This window comes from Pedococcus badiiscoriae, assembly GCF_013408925.1.
Lineage (GTDB): Bacteria > Actinomycetota > Actinomycetes > Actinomycetales > Dermatophilaceae > Pedococcus > Pedococcus badiiscoriae.
Map to the genome: position 1 here is coordinate 2519508 of NZ_JACCAB010000001.1, position 24121 is coordinate 2543628.

22 protein-coding genes and 1 other RNA gene are annotated in these 24121 nt (G+C 70.7%); 12 read left to right on the forward strand and 11 right to left on the reverse strand.

Features of this window, described 5'->3' with window-relative positions; all coding sequences use genetic code 11:
- Positions 1-84 precede the first annotated feature (84 nt).
- The 7 genes from prfB (at position 85) to BJ986_RS16670 (ending at position 8386) form a co-directional block, all read left to right on the forward strand.
- Positions 85-1200, forward strand: coding sequence for a peptide chain release factor 2 (gene prfB / locus BJ986_RS11820; protein WP_179422159.1), 1116 nt, complete (start codon positions 85-87; stop codon positions 1198-1200).
- 185 nt (positions 1201-1385) lie between these two features.
- The gene (ftsE, locus tag BJ986_RS11825) at positions 1386-2075 is read left to right on the forward strand and encodes a cell division ATP-binding protein FtsE (RefSeq protein WP_179422160.1); all 690 of its coding nucleotides are present in this window, start codon (positions 1386-1388) and stop codon (positions 2073-2075) included.
- An 89-nt stretch (positions 2076-2164) separates the two neighbouring features.
- Positions 2165-3070, forward strand: a complete 906-nt coding sequence (gene ftsX, locus BJ986_RS11830; RefSeq protein ID WP_179422161.1) for a permease-like cell division protein FtsX — start codon at positions 2165-2167, stop codon at positions 3068-3070.
- A gap of 126 nt (positions 3071-3196) precedes the next feature.
- Positions 3197-4540 carry a M23 family metallopeptidase gene (locus BJ986_RS11835; RefSeq protein ID WP_179422162.1) on the forward strand — a complete coding sequence of 448 codons (1344 nt, stop codon included), beginning with the start codon at positions 3197-3199 and terminating at the stop codon, positions 4538-4540.
- A gap of 149 nt (positions 4541-4689) precedes the next feature.
- Positions 4690-5175 carry an SsrA-binding protein SmpB gene (gene smpB / locus BJ986_RS11840; RefSeq protein ID WP_179422163.1) on the forward strand — a complete coding sequence of 162 codons (486 nt, stop codon included), beginning with the start codon at positions 4690-4692 and terminating at the stop codon, positions 5173-5175.
- Between the two features lie 3 nt (positions 5176-5178).
- Positions 5179-7101 (forward strand): DUF2207 domain-containing protein, encoded by a 1923-nt coding sequence (locus BJ986_RS11845; protein WP_179422164.1) that lies wholly within the window; start codon positions 5179-5181, stop codon positions 7099-7101.
- A gap of 88 nt (positions 7102-7189) precedes the next feature.
- Positions 7190-8386: a Fic family protein gene (locus BJ986_RS16670; protein ID WP_179422165.1), complete on the forward strand. Its 1197-nt coding sequence runs from the start codon at positions 7190-7192 to the stop codon at positions 8384-8386.
- A 100-nt stretch (positions 8387-8486) separates the two neighbouring features.
- On the opposite strand, the gene BJ986_RS11855 is transcribed toward BJ986_RS16670, so the two are convergent.
- The 3 genes from BJ986_RS11855 to BJ986_RS11865 all read right to left on the reverse strand — a co-directional run bounded on the left by BJ986_RS11855 (position 8487) and on the right by BJ986_RS11865 (position 12959).
- A complete protein-coding gene (locus tag BJ986_RS11855; RefSeq protein ID WP_179422166.1) occupies positions 8487-8660 on the reverse strand; it encodes a CsbD family protein in 174 nt (57 codons plus the stop codon).
- 138 nt (positions 8661-8798) lie between these two features.
- Positions 8799-12176, reverse strand: a complete 3378-nt coding sequence (locus BJ986_RS11860) for a pyruvate carboxylase (RefSeq protein ID WP_179422167.1) — start codon at positions 12174-12176, stop codon at positions 8799-8801.
- Positions 12177-12347: 171 nt separating this feature from the next.
- Positions 12348-12959, reverse strand: coding sequence for an NAD(P)-dependent oxidoreductase (locus tag BJ986_RS11865; RefSeq protein ID WP_179422168.1), 612 nt, complete (start codon positions 12957-12959; stop codon positions 12348-12350).
- 82 nt (positions 12960-13041) lie between these two features.
- Between BJ986_RS11865 and BJ986_RS11870 the strand changes: the two genes are divergently transcribed.
- Positions 13042-13461, forward strand: a complete 420-nt coding sequence (locus BJ986_RS11870; protein ID WP_179422169.1) for a winged helix-turn-helix transcriptional regulator — start codon at positions 13042-13044, stop codon at positions 13459-13461.
- 125 nt (positions 13462-13586) lie between these two features.
- Positions 13587-13953: a transfer-messenger RNA gene (gene ssrA / locus BJ986_RS11875) on the forward strand.
- Between the two features lie 99 nt (positions 13954-14052).
- On the opposite strand, the gene BJ986_RS11880 is transcribed toward ssrA, so the two are convergent.
- From BJ986_RS11880 to BJ986_RS11905, 6 genes are read right to left on the reverse strand one after another with little or no spacing between them, the layout of a single operon-like run.
- Positions 14053-14676: a hypothetical protein gene (locus tag BJ986_RS11880; protein WP_179422170.1), complete on the reverse strand. Its 624-nt coding sequence runs from the start codon at positions 14674-14676 to the stop codon at positions 14053-14055.
- A gap of 28 nt (positions 14677-14704) precedes the next feature.
- Positions 14705-15424 (reverse strand): dihydrofolate reductase family protein, encoded by a 720-nt coding sequence (locus tag BJ986_RS11885; protein WP_179422171.1) that lies wholly within the window; start codon positions 15422-15424, stop codon positions 14705-14707.
- Positions 15417-16640, reverse strand: a complete 1224-nt coding sequence (locus BJ986_RS11890) for a lysylphosphatidylglycerol synthase transmembrane domain-containing protein (protein WP_238338089.1) — start codon at positions 16638-16640, stop codon at positions 15417-15419. The genes BJ986_RS11885 and BJ986_RS11890 overlap by 8 nt, the downstream gene beginning before the upstream one ends.
- Complete coding sequence (locus BJ986_RS11895) at positions 16637-17737, reverse strand: glycosyltransferase family 4 protein (protein WP_337795213.1); 1101 nt, start codon at positions 17735-17737, stop codon at positions 16637-16639. The genes BJ986_RS11890 and BJ986_RS11895 overlap by 4 nt, the downstream gene beginning before the upstream one ends.
- A complete protein-coding gene (locus BJ986_RS11900) occupies positions 17734-18132 on the reverse strand; it encodes a 6-carboxytetrahydropterin synthase (protein WP_179422173.1) in 399 nt (132 codons plus the stop codon). The genes BJ986_RS11895 and BJ986_RS11900 overlap by 4 nt, the downstream gene beginning before the upstream one ends.
- A gap of 3 nt (positions 18133-18135) precedes the next feature.
- A complete protein-coding gene (locus tag BJ986_RS11905; RefSeq protein WP_179422174.1) occupies positions 18136-19119 on the reverse strand; it encodes a zinc-binding alcohol dehydrogenase in 984 nt (327 codons plus the stop codon).
- 205 nt (positions 19120-19324) lie between these two features.
- Here BJ986_RS11905 and BJ986_RS11910 point away from each other — a divergent pair, with 205 nt between their 5' ends.
- A complete protein-coding gene (locus BJ986_RS11910; RefSeq protein WP_179422175.1) occupies positions 19325-20044 on the forward strand; it encodes a CDP-alcohol phosphatidyltransferase family protein in 720 nt (239 codons plus the stop codon).
- Between the two features lie 47 nt (positions 20045-20091).
- Positions 20092-21771 (forward strand): alkaline phosphatase family protein, encoded by a 1680-nt coding sequence (locus tag BJ986_RS11915; RefSeq protein WP_179422176.1) that lies wholly within the window; start codon positions 20092-20094, stop codon positions 21769-21771.
- 98 nt (positions 21772-21869) lie between these two features.
- Here the strand turns inward: BJ986_RS11915 and BJ986_RS11920 are convergent, their stop codons facing one another.
- Positions 21870-22529, reverse strand: coding sequence for a response regulator (locus tag BJ986_RS11920; protein ID WP_179422177.1), 660 nt, complete (start codon positions 22527-22529; stop codon positions 21870-21872).
- Complete coding sequence (locus BJ986_RS16675; protein WP_179422178.1) at positions 22526-23677, reverse strand: histidine kinase; 1152 nt, start codon at positions 23675-23677, stop codon at positions 22526-22528. The genes BJ986_RS11920 and BJ986_RS16675 overlap by 4 nt, the downstream gene beginning before the upstream one ends.
- Positions 23678-23853: 176 nt before the next feature.
- Between BJ986_RS16675 and BJ986_RS11930 the strand changes: the two genes are divergently transcribed.
- Positions 23854-24105, forward strand: coding sequence for a hypothetical protein (locus tag BJ986_RS11930; RefSeq protein WP_179422179.1), 252 nt, complete (start codon positions 23854-23856; stop codon positions 24103-24105).
- Positions 24106-24121: the final 16 nt, after the last annotated feature.

Here is a 24121-nt window from a genome sequence, read left to right on the forward strand (position 1 = left end):
TATGCCGCGTGGCCCCGGCCACGCGGCATACCTGCGTTCTGGGGCGGTCGGGGCGGGGGCGAGGTGCCATTAGAGTTGTGTCTCGTGGCCGTCGACTTCCAGCAAGAGATCAAGCAGCTCCGCAGCACCATGGACTCGGTGCGCGAGGTGACCGACCTGGCGTCGGTCAAGCAGCAGATCGCCGAGCTCGAGGCCAAGGCGTCGGCACCCGACCTCTGGGACGACCCGGACGCGGCGCAGCTGGTCACCTCGGCGCTGTCGCGCGCGAACGCCGAGTACGAGCGGGTCGTCGAGATGGACTCGCGCATCGAGGACCTCGAGGTGCTCGTCGAGATGGGCACCGAGGACGGCGGGGACGCCGCGACGATGGTCGAGGCGGAGCGCGAGCTGGCCTCCCTCCAGAAGGCGGTCGGTGAGCTCGAGGTCCGCACCCTGCTGTCGGGGGAGTACGACGCCCGCGAGGCGGTCGTCACCATCCGCTCCGGTGCCGGTGGCGTCGACGCCGCGGACTTCGCCGAGATGCTCATGCGGATGTACCTGCGCTGGGCGGAGCGGCACGGCTACCCGACCCAGGTGATGGACACGTCCTACGCCGAGGAGGCCGGCCTGAAGTCGGCGACCTTCGAGGTCAACGTGCCCTACGCGTTCGGCAACCTGTCGGTCGAGGCCGGCACCCACCGGCTCGTGCGGATCAGCCCGTTCGACAACCAGGGGCGACGCCAGACGAGCTTTGCCGCCGTCGAGGTCATCCCGCTCATCGAGCAGACCGACCACATCGAGATCCCCGAGAACGAGATCAAGGTCGACGTGTTCCGCTCCAGCGGTCCCGGTGGCCAGAGCGTCAACACCACGGACTCCGCCGTCCGGATGACCCACATCCCGACCGGGATCGTGGTCTCGATGCAGAACGAGAAGTCGCAGATCCAGAACCGCGCGGCCGCCCTGCGGGTCCTGCAGTCACGACTGCTGCTCCAGCGCCAGGCCGAGGAGGCCGCCGAGCGCAAGGAGATGGCCGGCGACGTCAAGGCCAGCTGGGGCGACCAGATGCGGTCCTACGTGCTGCAGCCCTACCAGATGGTCAAGGACCTGCGGACCGAGTATGAGGTCGGCAACCCGTCGGCGGTCTTTGACGGGGACATCGACGGCTTCATCGAGGCCGGGGTCCGGTGGCGCAAGGAGCAGCAGAAGCAGGAGGGCTGACCTCAGCCCGTTCGTCGGCCAGGCCGCAGCTTGATGGGCCGTGCGGCTGCGCCGCAACGCCGAGAAGGCGAGGCTGCGCGGCATACCAAGGTTGGCGACCTATCCTCGGGTGGGTCGTGCGCGGGAGCGCGCATCGACCTGTATGCCGTCCCATTCGTTCTCCCCGTAAGGCTCACCTCGCGCGCATGATCCGTTTCGAGAACGTCAGCAAGGTCTACGCCCGGTCCACCCGACCGGCGCTCAGCGACATCAACCTCGAGATCGAGCGCGGCGAGTTCGTCTTCGTGGTCGGGGCCTCCGGGTCCGGCAAGTCCACGTTGTTGCGCCTGGTCCTCAAGGAGGAGGGCGTCTCGCAGGGCAGCGTGCTCGTCGCCGGCCAGGAGGTCGGCAGCCTGCCGCACCGCAAGGTGCCCCGGCTGCGGCGCGAGATCGGGACGGTGTTCCAGGACTTCAGGCTGCTGCCGAACAAGACCGTCTACCAGAACGTCGCCTTCGCCCTGCAGGTGCTCGGGCGCTCCGGGCACGCCATCCGGCAGGTCGTGCCGGAGACCCTGGAGATGGTCGGGCTCGAGGGCAAGGAGAAGCGGCTCCCGCACGAGCTGTCCGGTGGTGAGCAGCAGCGCGTGGCGATCGCGCGGGCCTTCGTCAACAAGCCGCCGATCCTGCTGTGCGACGAGCCCACCGGAAACCTCGACCCGACCACGAGCCTGGACATCGTGCGACTGCTCGACCGGATCAACCGGACCGGCACCACGATCGTGATGGCCACGCACGACGACGACATCGTCGACCAGCTGCGCAAGCGGGTCGTCGAGCTCAAGAACGGCCACATCGTCCGCGACGAGAACAAGGGCGTCTACGGCAGCGGCAGCTGACCGTCCGGCTCGCCCCCCGCCTCACCCCTGACAGACCTGACCCGACGCCAGCCAGCACGGCCCCCGGAAAGCACTGGAGACCCACCCCCATGCGACTGCAGTTCATGCTCAGCGAGATCGCGATCGGCCTGCGCCGGAACCTGTCCATCGCCGTGTCGGTGATGCTGGTGACGATGGTGTCGGTCTACCTCATGGGCATCGGGTTCCTCGCCCAGGGACAGGTCAACACCCTCAAGGGCTACTGGTACGACCGCATCCAGGTCTCGATCTTCATGTGCGGCAAGGACTCGCTCGACGTCAACTGCGGCGGCAAGGCCGTGACGGTGGAGCAGCGGAACGCGCTGAAGGCCCAGCTCGACCAGATGAAGCCGCTCGTCAAGAACGTCTACTACGAGTCCGAGCAGCAGGCCTTCGACCGGTTCAAGGAGCAGTACCGCAACTCCCCGCTGTCGGACTACCTGCAGGTCGGCGACATCCCGCAGAACTTCCGCGTCCAGCTCAGCGATCCCAAGAAGTACGACGTCGTCGTGAGCGCCTTCCAGGGCGCACCGGGCGTCGGGCGGGTGCAGGACCAGCAGAAGACGCTCGACAAGCTCTTCACCGTGATGAACGTGGTGACCATCGGGTCCCTGTTCCTCGCAGGTCTGATGGTGCTGTGCTCGGTCCTGCTGATGGCGACCACCATCCGGCAGGCCGCCTTCAGCAGGCGACGCGAGACCGGCATCATGAAGCTGGTCGGCGCCTCGAACTTCACCATCCGGCTGCCCTTCGTCATGGAGACGGTCCTGGCAGCGCTCACCGGCACCGGTCTGGCCATCGCCGGGCTGTGGGTGACTGCCGACTCCTTGCTGCCCCGCGTCTCGGCGGTCCTGCAGGACGCTCCGCTGGTCGGCACGACCGACATCTGGTTCATCGCCCCGTGGCTCGTCGGCTTCATGCTGGTCGTGTCGGTGCTGACCTCCTGGGCCACGCTGCGCCGCTACCTGCGCGTCTGACCGGCGGACGCAGCCGGCCCCGAGCGGCGCCGCCGCGGGGCCTGACCGGCGCCCATCCCGGTCCATCGGAGGACTCACGGCGGGGATCCCTAGAAACAGGTGTGGTGTGTGTTACCAATGTGGCCTATGAGCGCAATCTTCCGGCGTCGTCACGCGTCTCATCGTGTCCGCCTGACGGCCCTCGGGCTGGCCGTGGCCTGTTCCCTCGGTGTCGCGACGCCGTCGGTGGCTGCTCCGGGCGTGTCGCCGTCGCTCAGTGCCGCGGCCCCCGGGACCACCGACCCCAACCAGGCCAAGAAGCAGGTGGACAAGGAGATCGAGGCCCTCAAGGGCGCGCTCGAGGACACCTCGAGCAACCTCAAGGACGCCTACATCGCCCTGCGGCGCACCCAGGCAGCCCTGCCGGTCGCGCAGGCAGCCCTGGACAGCGCCATCGCCGCCGTGTCGAAGGCGGACACCTACAACGACGAGATGGCCGTCCAGCTCGACGTCGCACGAGCCAACGAGGCGCGGGCCGTCGACGAGCTCACGGCCACCCGCTCCAAGCTCGCCCAGAGCCGGACCCGCGTGGCCCGCTTCGCCTCCCAGCTCTACCAGGACCAGGGGATGGGCCAGCTGTCGGTGGCCCTGAGCGCGACCACGCCCGACGACTTCGCCAACCGCATCGCGATGAACGACACGCTCATGGACGTGCAGAACCAGTCGCTGTCCCGACTGGCCACAGCCAGGGCCACCGCGACCGCCCAGGAAGCCCACATCAAGGCGCTCCAGGTCCAGGTCGAGGCCGCGAAGAAGCAGGCGGAGGCCGCACTGGCGAAGGCCCAGCAGGCCCGGGCCGCGGCGGCCGCAGCCAAGCAGGCGCTGGACGTGCTCGCAGCCCAGCAGGTCGCCCAGTCCACGAACCTCGCGGCCCAGATGAAGGCCGAACAGGCCCAGCTCGACGCCGCACAGAAGGAGCAGGCCAGGCTTCAGAGTGTGCTGATCGCGCGCGCCAGGGCCGCGAAAGCAGCCGCAGCGGCGCGCGCCGCCGCCCTGCGCCGTGCCGGCCAGCGGGTGCCACCCCAGATCACGTCCTCGAGCGGATTCCTTTCCCGCCCGTCGGACGGGTGGATCTCCTCCGAGTTCGGCATGCGCTACCACCCGATCCTGCACTACTGGCGGCTGCACGCCGGGCGCGACTTCGCGGCCGACTGCGGCACCCCGATCCGCGCCGCCGCGAGCGGCACGATCATCTCGGCGGGATGGACCGGTGGCTACGGCAACCGCATCATGATCGACCACGGCATCGTCCGCGGGGTCGACCTGGTCACCACCTACAACCACATGAGCCGGTATGTCGTGCAGAGTGGCAGCGTCTCCCGCGGGGAGATCATCGGCTACGTCGGCACGAGCGGTGAGTCCACCGGGTGCCACCTGCACTTCGAGACCTACGAGGACGGCATACCCAGGGACCCGCGCCGCTGGCTGTGACGGGACGGGCCCCACGCCACGGCGAGGTCGCACCCGTCGGCGCCGGGAGCAAATCCACTGGTGGGCACACCCCGTCGGGCAGGTAGCGTTGCCTCGCTGGTCGGCACCCGACCAGCGAGGAGCAGCAGATCGAAGGACGTGGACGGGCAGTGGCCAAGGAACAGGGTCGCAAGGTGGTGGCGAGCAACAAGAAGGCGCGCCACGACTACCTCATCGAGGACACCTTCGAGGCCGGCATCGTGCTCATGGGCACGGAGGTGAAGTCGCTGCGGATGGGGCGCGCGTCGCTGATCGACGGCTACGGCACCTTCCGCGGTGACGAGCTGTGGCTCGAAGGCGTGCACATCCCCGAGTACGTCAACGGCAACTGGACCAACCACACCCCGCGCCGGCGTCGCAAGCTGCTGCTGCATCGCGCCGAGCTCGCCAAGATCATGAAGAAGTCGTCTGAGACCGGGCACACCATCGTGCCGCTCCAGCTGTACTTCAAGGACGGCCACGCGAAGGTCGAGATCGCGATCGCCAAGGGCAAGCGGCAGTACGACAAGCGTCACGCCCTGCGCGAGCGTCAGGACACCAGGGACACCCAGCGCGCCCTCAGCCAGGCGCGTCGAGCCTCGGGCAACGGGCGCTAGACCATGCGGGGGCGCGGGGGGACGCACCGGTATGCCGCGGGCGCCGGGCTGGCCCTGCTGCTCGCCTTCGCGGCCATGGTGCTGGCCGGGGGGAGCGCGCAGGCCGCGGCGAGCGACGACCTGGCCACCCGGTTCCACGTCGACATCAGGGTCAACCACGACGGCTCGGTGGACGTCGCCGAGCACATCACCTGGCACTTCCCGGACGGCGAGGTCCGCCACGGGATCGAGCGGTTCGTCACGGTGCGGACCGGCTACCAGGACCGCCCGGACACCTACCGCGAGTACCCCATCTCCGACGTCTCGGCCACCTCTCCGTCAGGGGCACCGGCTGACGTGTCGGTCGACGACGCCACCGACGGGTCCTCGGTGCGGATCCGGGTCGGGCGGCCCGACCAGACGGTGAGTGGCACCCAGACCTACGTCGTGCGCTACCACCTCGGCTCCTACGTCAACGGCTTCCCCGACCACGCCGAGCTCTACTACAACCTGGTTTCGGCGTCCGACGACAACACCTACCAGGACGTCAGCGCCACGGTCACCGGGGCGAGTCCGATCGACCGGGCCGAGTGCTTCATCGGCGAGTTCGGGTCGACGCAGCGCTGCACCGCGACCCCCGGCCCGAGTGCCCAGTTCAGCGCCCCCGAAGCGGGCAAGGGGCGGGGGGTCTCGATCCTGGCCTCGCTGCCGATCGCCGACTTCGGCTCGCTCGAGCCGGTCCTGCACCAGGGCCAGGTGTCCGGGGACGGCACGGTCGTCACCTCGGGCACCTCCAAGGCCCTCGGGCTGCTGTCACTCGGGGCGGGGGTGACGCTGCCCCTGCTCGCGGCCGGGCTGATGGGCACCCTGGTCTACACGCGCGGACGCGACGAGCAGTTTGCCGGGCTGGTGCCGGGGCTGACCCCGGGGGTCGGACAGGACGGCCAGGTCGTGAGGGGCCGTTCGGGGCCGGTGACGGTCCGCTTCACCCCGCCGGACGGCGTCCAGCCGGGGCTGGTCGGCACGGTCATCGACGAGGTCGCCAACACGATCGACGTCTCGGCCACGATCATCGACCTGGCGGCCAGGGGCTACCTGACCATCGCGGAGGAGGAGGGCGGCTTCCTGCGCGGCAAGGACTGGCGCCTCACCCGCACCACGCCCACGGCTCAAGAGGCCCAGACACCGCTCCTGCCGTACGAGGAGGCGCTCCTCGCTGGTCTGTTCGACGACGCCCCGACGCGGACGCTGTCCAGCCTGAAGAACACTTTCAAGCCCACGCTCCAGCGGGTCCAGGAGCTGATGTACGACGAGGTCGTGCGGCGCGGGTGGTTCCGCCGGTCGCCCGCCAGCCAGCGCGGGACCTGGACGGGTCTCGGTGGTGCCATCGTGCTCGGGGCGGTGTTCGCGGCGGCCTGGGCCGGAGGGCCGCTCTCCCGGCTGGGAGCGGGCACCGGCTCGCCGGTCCCGCCGGGCTTCGTGCTGGTCGCGGGCGCGGTCCTCGCCGGGGGCATCGTCGTGTTCCTGGGTCGCCGGATGGCCGCCCGCACCGCCGAGGGCAGCGCGGTCAACGCCCAGTCGGAGGGCTTCAAGCAGTACCTGGTGACGGCGGAGGCCAACCAGATCAAGTGGGAGGAGGCGCAGGACATCTTCAGCCGGTACCTGCCCTACGCCATCGTGTTCGGCGTGGTCTCGCAGTGGGCCGCCACGTTCCGGCAGGTCGCCGAGTCCGCGGCCGCGGCAGGTCACAGCCTGGCTCCTCCCTTGTGGTACCTCGGCGCAGGTCCCTTCGACTACGACGGCATCGCCGCGGACATGGACTCCTTCGCCACGACGGCGGGCGGGACGTTCACCAGCACCCCGGGCAGCTCGGGCGGCTCGGGGTTCAGCGGGGGCGGCGGCTTCTCCGGCGGTGGCGGCGGCGGGAGCTCGGGCGGTTCCTGGTAGCCCCTGCGGAACCCTGTCCAAGGCAACGCCGAAGATAGGGTTTCTCGTGTAACCTTATCTAAGGGCTGACCGAGGAAAGGGTAATGGGGTGACTGCAACGGCCGCGCTGACGCTGACTTGGGACGACGTGCCCTGGAAGTCGGACGCGTCTCAGCGCCTGTCCCGCACGCAGCGCGCCAGGATCACCAGCACGTACAAGGCCGCGGTCCCCGCAGACATCGCGACCATGACATTTGCGATCGACGCCCAGGTCGCAGCCGAGGCGGACGACGCCCGCGACGCGATCGCACGGTTCGACGCCGAACTGTCGATGATGTTCCCCGATGGCGAGTTCGCCCCCTTGTCGTCCGTGCTTCTGCGCACCGAGTCAGCGTCCTCGTCACAGATCGAGAACATCACCGCTGGAGCGCGCGCTCTCGCGCTGGCGGAGATCGGGATCGCAAAGCACGGCAGCAACGCCACGCTCGTCGCCGCGAATGTCGACGCCATGAACCGAGCCGTCGCCCTCGCCGACAAGGTCACCCCAGACACGATCCTGGACATCCACGAGGCCCTCATGCGTGGCCAGGACCACGCGAACCCGGGCCGGTTCCGTGACGAGCAGGTGTGGGTCGGAGCATCACCCACCCCGCACGGCGCCATGTTCGTCCCACCGCACCATGACCGGGTCAGGGCCAGCATCGACGACCTGTGCGCATTCACCGCACGGACCGACATCCCACTCCTGACCCAAGCCGCCCTGGCCCACGCCCAGTTCGAGACGATCCACCCGTTCAACGACGGCAACGGCCGCACCGGACGGGCGCTCGTGCACGCCCTCCTCAAGGGTGGCGGCGCAACCACACAGACAACGCTGCCCGTCTCCGCCGGACTCCTCAACGACACGGACGCCTACTTCGACGCGCTCACCGCCTACAGGCAGGGCGACCCCAGTCCCATCGTCGAACGGTTTGCGCAAGCGTCTTTCTCCGCCGTCGACAACGGACGCCTCCTGGCCAAGGACCTGAACACTGCCCATCAGGACTGGACGGCGCGCCTGACCATGCGCAGGCACGCCGTCGTCTGGCGGGTTCTGCCAGTCCTCATCAGCCAGCCCGCGATCACCTCCGCGCTGATCCAGGACCACACGAACGTCTCCCAGCCCGCCGCGGACAACGCGATACGGCAGCTCATGGAAGCCGGGATCGTGGAGAAGGCCAGCGGCATCCAGCGCAACATCGTGTACCTGGCCAAGGACGTCATCACGGCGCTCGACGAGTTCGCTGCACGCGCCAGGCGGGGGTAACCGCACCAACCAGCTCAACGAACCCAGCCCAGCGAACCAAGCCCCACGCACAGGTATGCCGCGCGCGAACGGATCGCGCGCGGCATACCTGAGCAGGGGGTCAGTCCGTGACGGCGTCCTTGACCTTCTCGCCAGCCTGCTTGAGGTCGGCGCCGGCCTGGTCGGCCTTGCCCTCGGCCTCGAGGCGCTCGTTGTCGGTCGCCTTGCCGGTGGCTTCCTTGGCCTCGCCGGCGGCCTTGTCCATGGCGTTGTCGAGCTTGTCATCCAGTCCCATGATGGGCTCCCTCTCGGTTGGGTGCGATCTCTGTGGGTGGTGCTCATATGACGCAGCCGCTTCTTGACCACGCACCTCGACGGTAACCCGGAATCGACATCTGCGCAGGTCAGGGTCGTGCCGAGGGTGGGATCAGCACTAGCCGAGCACGAGCAGGAGGTCGCCACCCTCCACCTGCTGCTGCGATCCGATGGCGAGGCGCTGCACCGACCCGGCGACCGGGGCGGTGATGTTGGCCTCCATCTTCATCGCCTCGATCGTGGCCACGACGGCACCGGCCTCGACGCTCGCGCCCTCCTGGACGGCCAGGCTCACCACCCCCGCGAACGGCGCCGCGATCTGGCCCTTGTCGGACGGGTCGGCCTTCTCGGCGGCCTTGACGTCCACCGCGATCCGCTCGTCGCGCACCTGGACGGGGCGCAGCTGACCGCCCATCGTGAACATCACGGTGCGCATGCCGCGGTCGTCGGCGTCGGAGACGGACTGCAGGCCGATCAGCAGCCGCTTGCCGGGCTCGAGGTCGATCTCGTGCTCGAAGCCGACCTCGATCCCGTGCAGGAACTCGCGCGTGCCGAGGACGGCGAGGTCGGAGTACGCGTCGCGCGACTGCTCGAACTCCTGGGTCGGCCCGGGGAACAGCAGCCGGTTGAGGGTGTGCCGGGGGCTCGCCGCGAGCGCCTCGCTGTCCTCCTCGCTCAGCTCGGTGACCCGGGCCTTGGTCGTGCGACCCTCCAGGGCCTTGGTGCGGAACGGCTCCGGCCAGCCGCCGGGCGGGTCGCCGAGCTCGCCGGACAGGAAGCCGATGACCGAGTCGGGGATGTCGTACTTGGTCGGGTTGGCCTCGAAGTCGGCGGGGTCGGCCTTGGCGCCCACCAGCGCGAGGGCGAGGTCTCCCACGACCTTGCTGCTCGGGGTGACCTTGACGATGTTGCCGAGGATGCGGTTCGCCGCGGCATACATGTCCTCGACCTCCTCGAAGTGGTCACCGAGGCCCAGGGCGATGGCCTGCTGGCGCAGGTTCGAGAGCTGGCCCCCCGGGATCTCGTGGGTGTAGACGCGACCCGTGGGTGAGGGGAGCCCCGACTCGAAGGGGAAGTACAGCTGCCGCACGGCCTCCCAGTAGGGCTCGAGGTCGTTGACGGCCCCGAGGTCCAGGCCGGTGGCCCGCGCGGTGCCGTCGGTGGCCGCGACCAGGCTCGACATCGGCGGCTGGGAGGTGGTGCCGGCCATCGCGGCGCTCGCGACGTCGACCGCGTCGACCCCGGCGTCGATCGCGGCCAGCAGGGTGGCCAGCTGACCGCCGGCGGTGTCGTGGGTGTGCAGGTGGACGGGCTGGTCGAACCGTTCGCGCAGCGCCGTGACGAGGGTGCGTGCCGCCGGGGCGCGCAGCAACCCGGCCATGTCCTTGATGGCGATGACGTGCGCGCCGGCGTCGGCGATCTGCTCGGCCAGCCTCAGGTAGTAGTCCAGGGTGTAGAGCTTCTCGCCGGGGCTGGTGAGGTCGCCGGTGTAGCACAGCGCCACCTCGGCGACGGCGGTGCCGGTGGCCCGGACGGCCTCGATCGCGGGCCGCATCTGGTCCACGTCGTTGAGCGCGTCGAAGATCCGGAAGATGTCGATGCCGGTGCGGGCCGCCTCCGTGACGAACGCGTCGGTGACCTGCGTGGGGTACGGCGTGTAGCCGACGGTGTTGCGGCCCCGCAGGAGCATCTGCAGCGGCAGGTTGGGCATCGCGTCGCGCAGCTGCGAGAGGCGGTCCCACGGGTCCTCGGCCAGGAAGCGCAGCGCCACGTCGTACGTCGCGCCACCCCACGCCTCGACCGAGAGCAGCTGCGGCGTCAGCCGGGCCACGTGCGGGGCGACGTGCATCAGGTCGCGGGTGCGGACCCGGGTTGCGAGCAGCGACTGGTGGGCGTCCCGGAAGGTCGTCTCGGTGACACCCACCGCCTCCTGGGCGCGCAACGCCTCGGCGAAGGCCTGCGGGCCGTGCAGCAGGAGCCGGTCGCGGGCGCCGGGCGGTGGGGGACTCGTGCGGTCGATCGGCGGCAGCTTGGAGCGCGGCGAGACCCGCGTCCGACCCGGTCCGTGCGGCTGGTTGACGGTGACGTCCGCGAGGTAGGTGAGCAGCTTGGTGCCGCGGTCGGCGGGGACGCGCGCGGTCCGCAGGTCGGGGCGCTCGTCGATGAACGCCGTCGTCAGCCGCCCGGACTGGAAGTCGGGCTCCTCGAGCAGCGCCTGGAGGAACGGGATGTTGGTCGAGACCCCGCGGATCCGGAACTCCGCGAGCGCACGCCTGGCCCGGCGCACAGCCGTGGGGAAGTCGCGGCCCCGACAGGTCAGCTTGACCAGCATCGAGTCGAAGTGGGCGCCGATCTCTGCCCCGACGAAGATCGTCCCGCCGTCCAGCCGCACCCCCGCGCCGCCCGCCGAGCGGTAGGTCGTGATCCGGCCGGTGTCGGGCCGGAACTCGTTGGCGGGGTCCTCGGTGGTGATGCGGCACTGCAGCGCCGCACCGCGGATCTGCAACGTCTCCTGGGACAGGCCAAGGTCCTCCAGAGTCTCCCCGCTGGCGATGCGCAGCTGGGAGCTGACCAGGTCGACGTCGGTGATCTCCTCGGTGACGGTGTGCTCGACCTGGATCCGCGGGTTCATCTCGATGAAGACGTAGCTGCCGTCGGGGGCGAGCAGGAACTCGACCGTCCCCGCGTTGACGTAGCCGATCTGCTTGGCGAACGCGACGGCGTGGGCGCACATGCGTTCGCGCAGCTCGGGGTCGAGGTTCGGGGCGGGGGCGATCTCGACGACCTTCTGGTGCCGCCGCTGCACCGAGCAGTCGCGCTCGAACAGGTGGATCACGTTGCCCGCGGCGTCGGCGAGGATCTGCACCTCGATGTGCCGGGGGCTGACGACGGCCTGCTCGAGGAAGACGGTCGGGTCGCCGAACGCGGACTCGGCCTCGCGCATGCACGCCTCGAGCGACTCGCGCAGGTCCTCGCGACGCTCCACCCGCCGCATCCCGCGGCCGCCGCCGCCCGCGACGGCCTTCGCGAAGATGGGGAACCCGATGGTGTCGGCGGCCGCGACGAGGGCGTCGATGTCCGTGCTCGGCTCGGCGCTCTGGAGCGTGGGCAGGCCAGCCTTCTTGGCGGCGGCGATGGCGCGGGCCTTGTTGCCGGTCAGGTGCAGGACCGACGCGGGTGGCCCGACGAAGGTCACGCCCGCTTCGACACAGGCCTCGGCGAGGTCGGGGTTCTCGGACAGGAACCCGTAGCCGGGGTAGACGGCGTCGGCGCCGGCCTCGACTGCGGTCCGGACGATGCCCTCGGGGTCGAGGTAGGCCCGGACCGGGTGGCCCTCGTCGCCGATCTGGTAGGCCTCGTCGGCCTTGAGGACGTGTTCGGACTTGCGGTCCTCGTAGGGGAAGACTGCGACCGTCTTTGCGTTGAGCTCGGTCGCGGCGCGGAACGCCCGCACCGCGATCTCTCCACGGTTGGCAACCAGGACCTTGCTGAACACTTGACCTCCAGGGGTCGGCACCCGGGGTGACGGGGGCCGGTGGGGGGACGGGCAGCGTCCCCCGATCCTATTCAGGTCCCGACTCGTGAGACGGCTCGCCCGCCATGCGGACGAACGGCGACTGGCCCGGCGGCATACCTGCTCGTATGCCGCCGGGTCACCTCGGCGGGTTCAGCTGGCGGCGGTGAAGCGCTGCCGACGGTGCTGCGGGCGCTCAAGCTCGTCGACGAGGGCCACCGCGTAGTCCTCGGCGCTGATCGACTCACCCGCGGGGGTGTCCAGCGCCACGGTGTAGGAGCCGGTGCGCGCGCCGGGCGCGATGACCGGCGCAGGGGAGAAGAACGTCCAGTCCAGGTCGGCCGGCGCCGAGCGGAAGAGGTCGAGCGCGGCGGCTCCGGCGCGGGCCTCGGCGAGGTACTCGCGGGGGAAGCCAGGGGAGTCGAGCAGGCGCGTGCCGCCGGCGGTGAGGAGCGACCCGGCGCCGCCGACGAAGAGCACCCGTGCGCCGCTGGCGTGCTCGACGAGGTTCTGGACCGCGGCCAGCCACGGCTCGTGGCTCCCGCCGGTGCGGCTCGGACCTGTCGCCGACACGATGACGTCGTGGCCGGTGGCAGCCTCCTTGACGACCGTCTCGTCGGCGAGGTCGCCCGTGGTGGTGACGGTGCCGTCGGGCAGCGGGGAGCCGCTGCGCGTGTAGCCGGTGGCCTCGTGGCCGCGCGACAGAGCCTCGGCCGCGATGCGCGAGCCGATCATGCCGCTGGCGCCGAACAGGGCGATCTTCATGGTGGTGCCTTTCCGTGGATGTCTCTGGTCGGGTAACAGTAACCATTGGTAACTGAGCACTTCAACGTGCTATAAGTACCTCATGGTTACCAAGAAGCTCGGCGGCATCCTGTCGCCTCCGGACCTGTCGTCCCCGACTGGGGGACGAGGCAACGCGTTCGACCCTGACTGCCCCACGCGCGTGGTGCTGGACCGGATCGGCGACAAGTGGACCGTGCTCGTGATCGGCGCGCTCGCGCGCGGTCCGCTGCGGTTCACCGAGCTGCGGGCCCGCGTCGGTGGGGTGGCGCCCAAGGTGCTCACCCAGACGCTGCGCGCGATGGAGCGTGACGGCCTGCTCACCCGCACCGTCTTCGCTCAGGTACCGCCGCGGGTGGACTATGCCCTCACCGAGCTCGGGGTGTCGCTCGGGGGACCGATCGCCGTGCTCACGGACTGGGCCGAGACGCATGTCGGCACGATCCTCGCCGCGCGGGACGACTTCGTGGCGCAGGAGGCCTGACCACGGTGGTCTAGCGGGGCCGCCGGGAAATGCGTGCGGGCCTGTCGCTGTTGGACTGTAGGCTGGTCGACAGCAACACCAACTGAACAGTGGACGTGTGAACACCCCTGCACCCGCAGGAGCACGGGGGTGATCGGTTTCGACATTGGTCGGCATTTCAGGGGAAGCGGGTCGAGGATGCCTGGTTATCTCGTTAACGCTCCTGGCAAACCAATAGGTGCCGATTCCAAGCGCACCGACTTCGCCCTCGCCGCCTGAGCGAGCTCCGAAGTCCGTCAGCCTGAGCTAGTTCTCGTCTCAGTGTCTGGCGTCAGCTAGAGAACTTGCTGCGTAGTCATGTTGGGGGGCTGCGCGGGACTCTTACTCAACTGGGCCTGTCAGTGGACGTGTGCGTGCGAGCACTGGGGCCGAGAAAATCCTTAGCGCACTGCACCCGGAGAAGTCCTGGATTCCCGTCAGTGGACGCGGGTTCAATTCCCGCCACCTCCACCACCGCGGTGTTCACACGCCAGTTCAGCCTCGAGGCCCGGTCGTTCGCGACCGGGCCTTCGTGGTGCCTGTGGGGTGCGCCGGACGGCGCGCCTGGCCAGGTCAGGCCAGGTCGGCGACCCAGTGGTCACCTTCCTCGCGGAAACCGAGGCGCGCGTAGTACGGGTTGACCATGCCGGGTGGCGTCACGATCCGCCGGATCCCCTTGCCCCGGAACATCCCGCTGCCGCGGTAGACGAACTCGCCGGGGGAGAAGTCGCGGAAGCGAGGGGTCACGTAGTCGAGCTCCACCTGCGCCACGCCGTCGCCGGCATCCCGGACGATGACCACCCCGACGGTCTCGTTGCCCCGCTCGACGAGGTAGGCGCTGCGGCCGCTGCGCAGGTCGGCAGGGTCGAACTGCGGGAAGTACCGGGCGATGTCCTTGCCCTGGACCTTGAGGAAGTGCTGCAGGAAGGACTCGTCGGGACCGACAGCCACCACCTCGTAGACCGAGTCGTCGCCGCGTTCGCGCAGCAGCTTGATGATCATCCAGACGTTGATGCCGGCCGTGACGGTGTTCATGCCGACCATCGGCCAGACGTGCAGCATCGCGTTGAACAGCACCAGCGTGCAGCTCGCCGTGAGGTTGAGCACCCGGAAGCGCAGCACCCGCTGCTGGAGCAGGGAGAAGATGAGCAGGGCTGAACCTGCCCAGCCCAGGGCTTGGATGGACCAGGACGTCATGGACGCAGTGTGCCAGCGACGCCGCGGGTCATCGGGGTCGGTGCTGCCCGTCCGACGGGTCCGGGCGGAACCGCGCGGACAGGGCGTAGCGCAGCAGGGCGACGTCGCCGATCTTGCGAACCTCGGCGAGTGGTGCCCGGTGCCCGTCCGACCACGGGAAACCGCCGTCCCCCACGAAACGCTGCGCCCGGGAATCGCCGACGAAGACGGGTGCGACCACGAGCTGGAGCTCGTCGGCGAGGTCCTGCGCAAGGAACTGCGTGAGCACCGACCCTCCGCCCTCGACCATGAGTCGCTGCACACCGCGGACGTGGAGGTCCTCGGCGACCCCGCGAACCGTGACCGGCTCACCGCCATCGACGACCGTGGCCAGGCCGCCCAGCCCTCGTCGAACGGCGTCCGCCGTCGGGCTGGGGCAGTAGACGAGCTTCTCGCCGTCGCCCAGGCGGAAGAACGCGGCGTCCGGGTCCAGGCGTCCACCCCTGGTCACCGTCACCTTGACCGGCGACGGTGGACAACCGCGGGCCACGCGCTGCGCCCGCCGCTGCGCGGAACGCACGAGCAGCCGGGGGTCGTCCTCGCGGATCGTGCCGGCGCCGACGAGGATGGCGTCACTGGCCGCCCGCTCGGCGTCGACGCGGTCGAAGTCGGCGTCGTTCGACAGCCGCAGGCGCCCCGCTGAGGCGCTGTCGAGGTACCCATCGAGGGAGATGCTGCAGCTGAGCAGGGTGTATGGCCGCTCAGGCACGGGCCTGCTCCACGGCAACCGAGTCCCTGGCCCGAGCGGGCCGAGCGAGCCGATCCCCTTCAGCGCGCCGAGCCCCTTCAGCGCGCCGAGCCCCTTCAGCGCGTCCAGCGCGTCGAGCGCGCCCCGATCGCGCGACGAGCAGCAGGACTGCCCCCGGCAGGCTGGCAGCGAACACCAGCACGCCGTAGACCACCGCGGTCGACAGGCCGGCTCCCGCGCCGAGTCCGGCGGCCCCGAAGGCCCATGCGGCGACGCCCTCGCGCGGTCCCCACCCGGCGACGTTCAGGGGCACGCCCATGGACACGAGCACCACGAAGGCGAGGGGCACGAGCTGTGCTGTCGGCGCCGTGGCCCCAGCGGTGCGGGCCGCCACGAGGAAGGTGGCGACGTGCCCCGTCACGGCCAGTGCCGAAGCCAGCGCGACCCACGGCCAGGTGCGCCGCACACCCAAGCCACGACGGCATTCGGCCAGGATCCTGGCGGCCAGCGCACTCGGCGGGCGTCCCGCCGACCGCCGGGCGGCGAGCCACCCGACGAGGACGCACACCACCACGGCCATCGTCAGCCACGCCCACGTCAGGAACGGTCGCACGGGAGACGGGAGCAGGGTGAGCACCGCCAAGGCCATCGCTCCCTGCACGACCTGGCCCGCGGTGCGCTCCCAGAACACGGACCGGACGCCAGCACCCGTGTCGCCGTGCTGACGCCCGTGGCGCACCCCGCGGTGCACATCCCCGAGGACCCCACCGGGGGTCGCCGTGTTGAGGAACTGGGAGCGATAGCAGGCCGCCACCGCGCGGGGCAGCGGGACGGTGGCGCCGAGTCCGGCGGCGACCAGGCTCCACCGCCAGGCGCAGCACAGGGTCGTCAGCGCGGTGAGCGCCATCGCCGTCCCGAGGGACCACCCGTCGATGGCTGCGAGGGCGTGCAGGGACGGGCCGAAACCCAGCCGCCACCCGAGGAAGCCCAGGACGGCCACAGCGCCGAGCCGAGGCGTCAGCGGTGACGCGCCGGCGCGCCGTGCCAGCGCTGATAGGGGACCCGCCGCCCGCGACACGGCGAACCGACCTGCGGTCATGGCCAAGACGGGTGCCTCCTTCCCGGGACCTCCACCGACCATGACGTAGGCCGCGTGGCCGCGGTTCAGTGCCTGCCGCCGGCACGTGGTGGGCCAGGATGCCCCGCGGACGTAGGGGCTGCCGACGGCGAGGGTCATGCCGCCACCCGGGTGAGCACGGCGGCGACCTGCGTTGCCGTGGTCGACCACGGCGACAAGGTGGTCCGGCGCGCCGTGGCAGCCGTGCGCAGTCGCTCGCGCAGCCCTGCGTCCTCGAGCCAGCACCGCAGCGCCCGGCCCAGCCCGTCCGCCGCGCCGACGTCCGCCGCGCCTTCGCTCGCCGCGGTCGGTGGCACGAGCAGGCCCGGCGTGGTGCCGTCCGGAGCCGTGCCCAGCGCCTCGGCGATGCCTCCCACGGAGGTCGCGATGACCGGGAGGCCGCGGGCCAGCGCCTCCGTGGCGACGAGGCCGTACGTCTCCATCCGCGACGGGTGCACGAGCACGTCGGCCGCGGCATACGCATCGTCCAGGTCGCGGCCGGTGAGCGGGCCGACGAAGGTGACCCGGTCGGCGATCTCCGCGTCGTGGCACCGCACTCGCAGGGACGCGACGTGATCGGGGTCGAGGTCCAGCGACCCTGCGCAGACGAGTCGCCACGAACGGTCGCCCAGGGTCGCCAGGGCGTCCAGCAGCTCGCGGTGACCCTTGGCTGGGACCACGGCCGCGACGCAGAGCAGCTCGCTACCGGACTCGCTACCGGTGGCCGGGATGGCCAGGTCGACCCCCGGCGCGGCCACGTGCACGCGGTCCGGGTGCAGGTCGTAGTGGTCCAGCAGCCAGCGCCTCGTCCACTCGCTGGTGGCCAGGACCGCCGCTGACGCCGTGAGGACAGCCCGTTCCCGTTCCGCGCGTTCGGGCTCGCGCGACTGCCACGACGTGGGGTGCCCCAGGGGCAGGTGCACGAGCACCACCACCCTGAGGCGCGCCGCCTCTGGCACGACGACCTCGGGTGTCCACGACGCGACGAGTCCGTCGAGCAGGACGACGGCGTCCCGTGGCAGGGCGGCGAGCCCGGCGGCGAGCGCGGCTTCGCTGCGTGCGCCGGGGTGTGGCCAGGGTCCTGGCACGAGGTGGACGCGCACCGACCAGCCGAGCCCCGAGAGCTCCGAACAGACCCTGCGGTCATAGGTGTTGCCACCGCTGGGCCGAGCAGGGTCGGTAACGGTGTCCGGGAGGACGACGTGCACGGTGGTCACAGGGTCCGCTCGTAGCTCGCCCATGCCACCGGTGACTCGGACAGGGTCACGGTGATGGCACTGACACGTCGGGCCGAGTCGCCGAGCTCACCGGCGTGGACACGGTCGGCCAGTCGGTCGGCGACCACGCGGGCCAGGACCTCGGTCGTGGTGTTCGCGCCGGCAAGGGTCGGGTCGTCGTCGAGGTTTGTGTAGGTCAGGTCGGCGAGGACCTCGTGCAGCTGGGCCCCCGCACGACCGATGTCGACGACGATGCCGTCCTCGTCGAGGCTCTCGCCGTGGAACGTCGCATCGACGACGTAGGTGGCCCCGTGCAGGGCCTGGGCCGGTCCGAAGACGTCGCCGCGGAAGCTGTGGGCGATCATCATGTGGTCCCGCACGGTCACTCTGAACACGGTCTACCCCTCGTCGTACGTGATGACGTGACAGATCGCCGGGAGGCTCCCGTCGTGGAGGCCGGCCATGACGGCCGGGAGCTCGTCGAAGGTCGAGCGACCGGTGACGAGGGCGTCGAACGCAGGGTCCCGCAGGAGCTCGACGGCCAGGGCCAGCCTGGCCGCCGGGGTGCGCCGCGAGCGTCGCGCCGGCGCCACGGACCCGACCTGGCTGGCGCGGATGCCGAGGCGACGTGAGTGGAAGGCGCCGCCGAGGGCGAGCCGCACCTCGGTGTCGCCGTACCAGCTGAGCTCGACCACCTCGCCCTCAGGGACGAGCAGGTCCAGCGACAGCTCGAGACCCTGCGACGTGGCGCTGGTGTGCAGGACCAAGTCGGCGCTGCCTCGCTCGGCTGCCTCCGGGGTGGCGAAGTCGACTCCCAGCGCCTGCGCCATGGTGGCACGCGACGGGTCGACGTCGACCAGCGTCGTGCGGACCCCGGGCACCCGGGACACGAGGCGTGCGACGCAGCACCCCACCATGCCGCCGCCCACCACCGCGACCCGGTCACCGACCAGGGGCGCGGCGTCCCAGAGGGCGTTGACCGCCGTCTCGACGGTCCCCGCCAGCACCGCGCGCTCGGGAGGTATGCCGTCCGGCACGACCGCGACGGCCTCCACCGGGACGACGTACCTGGTCTGGTGGGGGAAGAGGCAGAAGACCGTCTTGCCGAGGAGGTGCGACGGGCCCTCCTCGACGACACCCACGTTCAGGTAGCCGTACTTCACCGGCCCCGGGAAGTCGCCCTCCTGGAAGGGCGCTCGCATCGCGGCATACTGGCTCTGCGGGACGCGACCCCCGAAGACGAGGGTCTCCGTGCCGCGGCTGATCCCCGAGCACAGGGTTCGCACGAGGACCTCGCCGGGTCCACGCGCGGGAAGCGCCGAAGGCCGGATCTGGCCGACCCCGGGCTCGGCCAGCCAGAACGCGCGGGCTGCGGCGGACACGAGCCCACCCTAGCGAGCGGGCCGATGACCGGCAGGGGAGTCGTCGACGCTGGTGAACCCGGGTGCGCGATGCTCCGTCTAGAGGTCAGACGCTGCGACAGAGGGAGGTGTGGTGCGCGGGTTCCCAGCCCCGGACCTGTCGTCCGCCGCGGACCTGTCGGCCGCGCCTGCGCGACCGGGCCTCAACGTGTCTTCAGGACCTCCAGTGCGCTCACGCCCTCCTGTGCACTCCGGCCTCCCGGTTCGCAGCGCCGCCACCCAGCTGGTGCTCTTGGGCGGGCTGCTGTGGGCGGCGGAGGTGCACGGTGCCGGGGTGGTGGTCGCGCTCGCGTGCGCCGTCCTCGGATGGACGCTCCTGACGCGGGCCCTGGCCGAGCACGGTCGACGCCTGGGGCCGGCGGACCACGTCACCGTGACGCGGGGGACGCTCGCCTGCGTCGTCGCGGCGCTGACCGGAGAGTCCCTTGTCGCACCCGGGGGGCTCGCGGACCCCGGGCAGCTGACGATGCTGGTGCTGACCGCGGCCGTGGCGCTGGCACTCGATGCGGTGGATGGTGCGGTGGCCCGGCACACGCTGACGGCCACGCCGCTCGGAGCCCGGATGGACCTGGAGGTGGACGCCTTCCTCATCCTCGTCCTCAGCGTGACGGCCGCCCCGGTGATCGGCTGGTGGGTGCTGGCGATCGGCGTGTTCCGCTACGCCTTCCTGGTGGCCACCTGGGCCGCGCCCTGGCTCGCAGGTGCCGTGCCACCTCGCTACTGGCGCAAGGCCGTTGCCGCACTGCAGGGGGTCGTGCTCACCGTGGCCGCCGCCCAGGTGCTGCCGCGCGGCGTCTCCCTCGCCTGCGCGGCGCTGGCACTCGGACTCCTGGCCTGGTCGTTCGGGACGCAGGTGGCCGAGCTGTGGCCGGCCCGACGGCAGTGATCGGCCCGACGCCAGTGGCCTGCCCGACGGCAGTGCTCGGTGCCCGAGTGAGCCAGGCGTCCAGGTGGGTCCGCGTCGCTCGGCGGGCCGGCGTGGTGGCAGCCATCGGGACCGGCCTGGTCGTGTGGGCGGTGCTCGTGGCGCCGGAAGACGCCGTCGGAAAGCCTCTCGACTGGCTGCTCCGCCTGCCGCTCGAACCGGTCCTGGTGGTGGCCGTGGTCCTCGTGCTGCCCGCCCGCTGGCGAGACGCGGCGGCCCTGCTGGGCGGCGCGGTCCTCGCGATGCTGACGATCGTCAAGATCCTCGACCTCGGCTTCACCTCCGCGCTCAGCCGACCCTTCAACGTCGTGACGGACTGGACCTACCTGCGCGACGCGAGCGGTCTGGTCCACGACTCGGCGGGTGGGGCCGTCGGGACGACGGCCGTCGTCGGCGCGGTGCTGCTCGTCCTCGCCGTCCTCGGCGGCGTGCCCTGGTCCGCGCGGCTCGGGGTGCGACACCTGGGACCGTCGCTCGACCGGCACCGACGTGGCTGGACCGTTGCACTGGTAGCCCTGACGACCGGCTGGCTCGTGGCCGCCGTCGCCCACGTCCAGGTCGGCCCGGGCCTGCCGCTCGCGGCCACCCCGTCGGTCGGGCTGGTCGCCGACCACGTGGGCCAGGTGCGCGCCGCGGTGCGCGACCGAGCGGTCTTCGCGCAGACGATCGCACACGACCCGTTCGCGACCACCCCACCGGGCGACCTCGTGTCCGGGTTGCGAGGCAAGGATGTCCTCATCGTCTTCGTGGAGGCCTACGGCGAGGTGGCGGTCACCGGCACCCCGGAGTCGGCGGCCGTGTCCTCGACGCTGGACCAGGGGACGGCTCAGCTGCGGGCCGCCGGCTATACCTCACGCAGCGCCTGGCTCGACTCGCCGACCTTCGGGGGCATCAGCTGGCTGGCCCACTCCACCCTCCAGGCAGGCGTGTGGGTCGACAGCCAGCAGCGCTACGACCAGCTCGTCGGCACCGACCGGCTCACCCTCAGCGCAGCCTTCCGCCGGGCCGGTTGGCGCACGGTCGGCGACTCGCCCGCGGACCGGGGCGACTGGCCCCAGGGACGGTCCTTCTACCGTTACGACCAGCTCTACGACGCCACCAACGTGGGGTATGCCGGGCCGGCGTTCGGGTACGCGCCGATGCCGGACCAGTACACCCTCAAGGCGTTCGCCGACCGGGAGCTGTCGAGCGGGTCACGTCGTCCGGTGATGGCCGAGATCGACCTCGTCACGAGCCATCTCCCGTGGGCTCCGCTCCCGACGATGGTCGACTGGTCGTCGGTCGGAGACGGCAGGGTGTTCGGCACCATCGAGGCACACGCCCGGACCAAGGCGCAGGCTTGGAGCGACTCGCCGTCGCTGCGCGCGGCCTACGGACAGTCGATCTCCTACTCGCTCGAGAGCCTCGTGTCGTTCGTGCGATCCGTCCATGACGACAACCTCGTGCTCGTGGTGCTCGGCGACCACCAACCCGCGACGGTGGTCTCAGGGCCCGGCGCGAGCCACCGGGTGCCGATCACCCTGGTGGCCCACGACCCGGCCGTGACTCAGCGGGTCGGCGGCTGGGGCTGGCAGGACGGCCTGCGTCCCGGCCAGGGCGCGCCGACCTGGCGGATGGATGCGTTCCGCGATCGGTTCCTCACGGCGTTCAGCGCGCCCGCCACCACGGCAGTGCGATTGGATCACTGAGACTCGACCACTGACGACCGCGGTCCGCGGTCTGACGGGTCTGCCGGCAATCTTCGTCCCCGAGGAGGCCAAGACCCAGGGCCCCCGAAGGGCATCCCTCAGCGGGGCTCGTAGGCCAGCCCAGACCGGAAGGCGGTGATCACGGCCTGCACGCGATCACGCGCTGGGAGCTTCTGGAGTACCCGGGCGACATGGGTCTTGACGGTGGCCTCCCCGACGACCAACGTCCGCGCGATCTCGGCATTGGACAGCCCGTCGGCCATGAGCCGCAGGACCTCGCACTCACGTTTGCTCAGACGTGACACCGCCGAGGAATCGTCCGACGACGTCCGATGACGCGTCGCGCGATCGATCACGCGACGGGTCACCGCGGGAGCCAGCAGCGCGCCGCCGTTGGCGACGATGCGAACGGCACTGACCAGATCGTCGGCAGAGGCATCCTTGAGTAGAAAGCCACTGGCCCCGGAAGCCAGTGCGTCGTAAAGGTATGCGTCGTCGTCGAAGGTCGTCAGGATGACCACCGCGGGACCGTCAGCCGCGCCCGAGCAGATCTCGCGTGTGGCCGATAGGCCGTCCTGGATCGGCATTCGGATGTCCATGAGCACCACGTCGGGCCGGTGCCGCGCGGCAGCGGCAACCGCCTCCCGGCCATCCTTGGCATCGCCCACCACCGCCATGTCGGGCTCGGTGGACAGGATCATCCGGAAACCGGTTCGCACCATCTCCTGGTCGTCTGCGATGAGCACGCGGATGGTCACGACCCGACCTCACCCGGAAGACGGCACCACACCCTGAATCCGCCAGAGGCGGCGGGCCCGGTCTGGATCTCCCCGCCGTACGCGGCGATACGCTCGCGCATCCCCAGGAGACCGCGCCCGTCGCGGGCCACGCTTGCGCTCACCTCACCCGTGTCAGTCACGCTCACCTCGATTCCGTTGGCCTGCCAGGCGATCTCGACCCTCGCGGTGGCTGGCCGCGCATGCTTGAGACTATTCGTGAGGGCCTCCTGCACGATCCGGTATGCCGCGAGGTCGATACCGGGGTGCAGCGTGCCGGGAGTGCCCGATTGCGTCACGGTCACGGGGAGGCCCGCTGAGCGCACCTGATCGAGGAGGTGCGGTAGGTCAGCGAGTCCGGGCTGCGGCGCCCGCGGGAGGGAGTCTTCCTCGCGGAGGAGACCCAACAGGCGTCGCATCTCGGTCAGGGTCTCGCGTCCCGCCGACTCCACGACCTCCAGGGCGGTGCTGACCTCTTCTGGCTTGTCGCCGAGCACCCGACGGGCGCCCTGCGCCTGGATCACCATGAGGCTGATGCTGTGCGTCACCACGTCATGCAACTCTCGGGCAAGGTGAGCTCGCTCGGCGGCCACGGCCACGTGGGCAAGTTCTTGGCGCTCGACTTCCAACTGCTGGATGAGTGCCTGAGACCGGTCAGCCCGGGAACGCTGGAGGTGGACGGCGCGGCCGACCAGCCAGATGACGACGGGAATCGCGCTGTCGCTGACGAATCCCGACAGTCCTCCGAACTGCTGGGACCGCCAATCGTGGGCGACGATGCCGGCGAGCAGCACCCCTAGACCCGCCGCCGCGTCGCGGAGCCGGCAGCACTCCGCGACCGTGAACGCGGCGAGCATCACCGCCAAGTACTCGCCGAAGACCGAGGGGGGATCCGCGGTCAGCCCCATGATGGCGACCGACCCTGCCACCGCTACCGAAACTGGCAGCGGCGCCGCCCGGCGCCAAGCCAGGCTTGCCGTCGTCGCCAGCATCGCGACCCGCACCCACCAAGGCGAATGCCCTGGAAGCTGCACCTGTGCCACGACAGACAGCGCGCCGGCCAGAGCGCCATCGACGACCCAAGGGTTTGACGCCGCGAGCCGCATTCGCGTGACCACTGCCGGATCCACACGCCGACTGTAGGGCGGCTCGGCCCTTGGGACCTCCCCTTCGCAGTGGATCGTAGGTCCGTCCACGGGCTGATCGGGGGCGCGCAACAATCGGCTCACCACCTGACGACACGGCGGGCTCCGCCAGCGCATCCTCGAGATCCGGTGGCACGGCGCCACCAGACAGGAGAAGTCACATGGACATCGTCTTCCTTTCGATCGTGATCATCGCCGCACTGCTCCTCCCTCGTAGTCGCGCACTGGTGGTGGCACCGGCCGCCTGGGCCATCTGCGTCGCGTTCGTCGGCTGGGGACCCGCCAACAACTCAGACGTCCACACCACGTCGCTGGGGTTCTGGGTTCCCTGGGCGATCGTCCTGGGCATCGGGCTCGGGCTCGTGTTGGGCATCGACGCCGTCCGCCGGCGCCGGCGCGCGACGAGGGCCTGACCTCCCCACCCTCGGC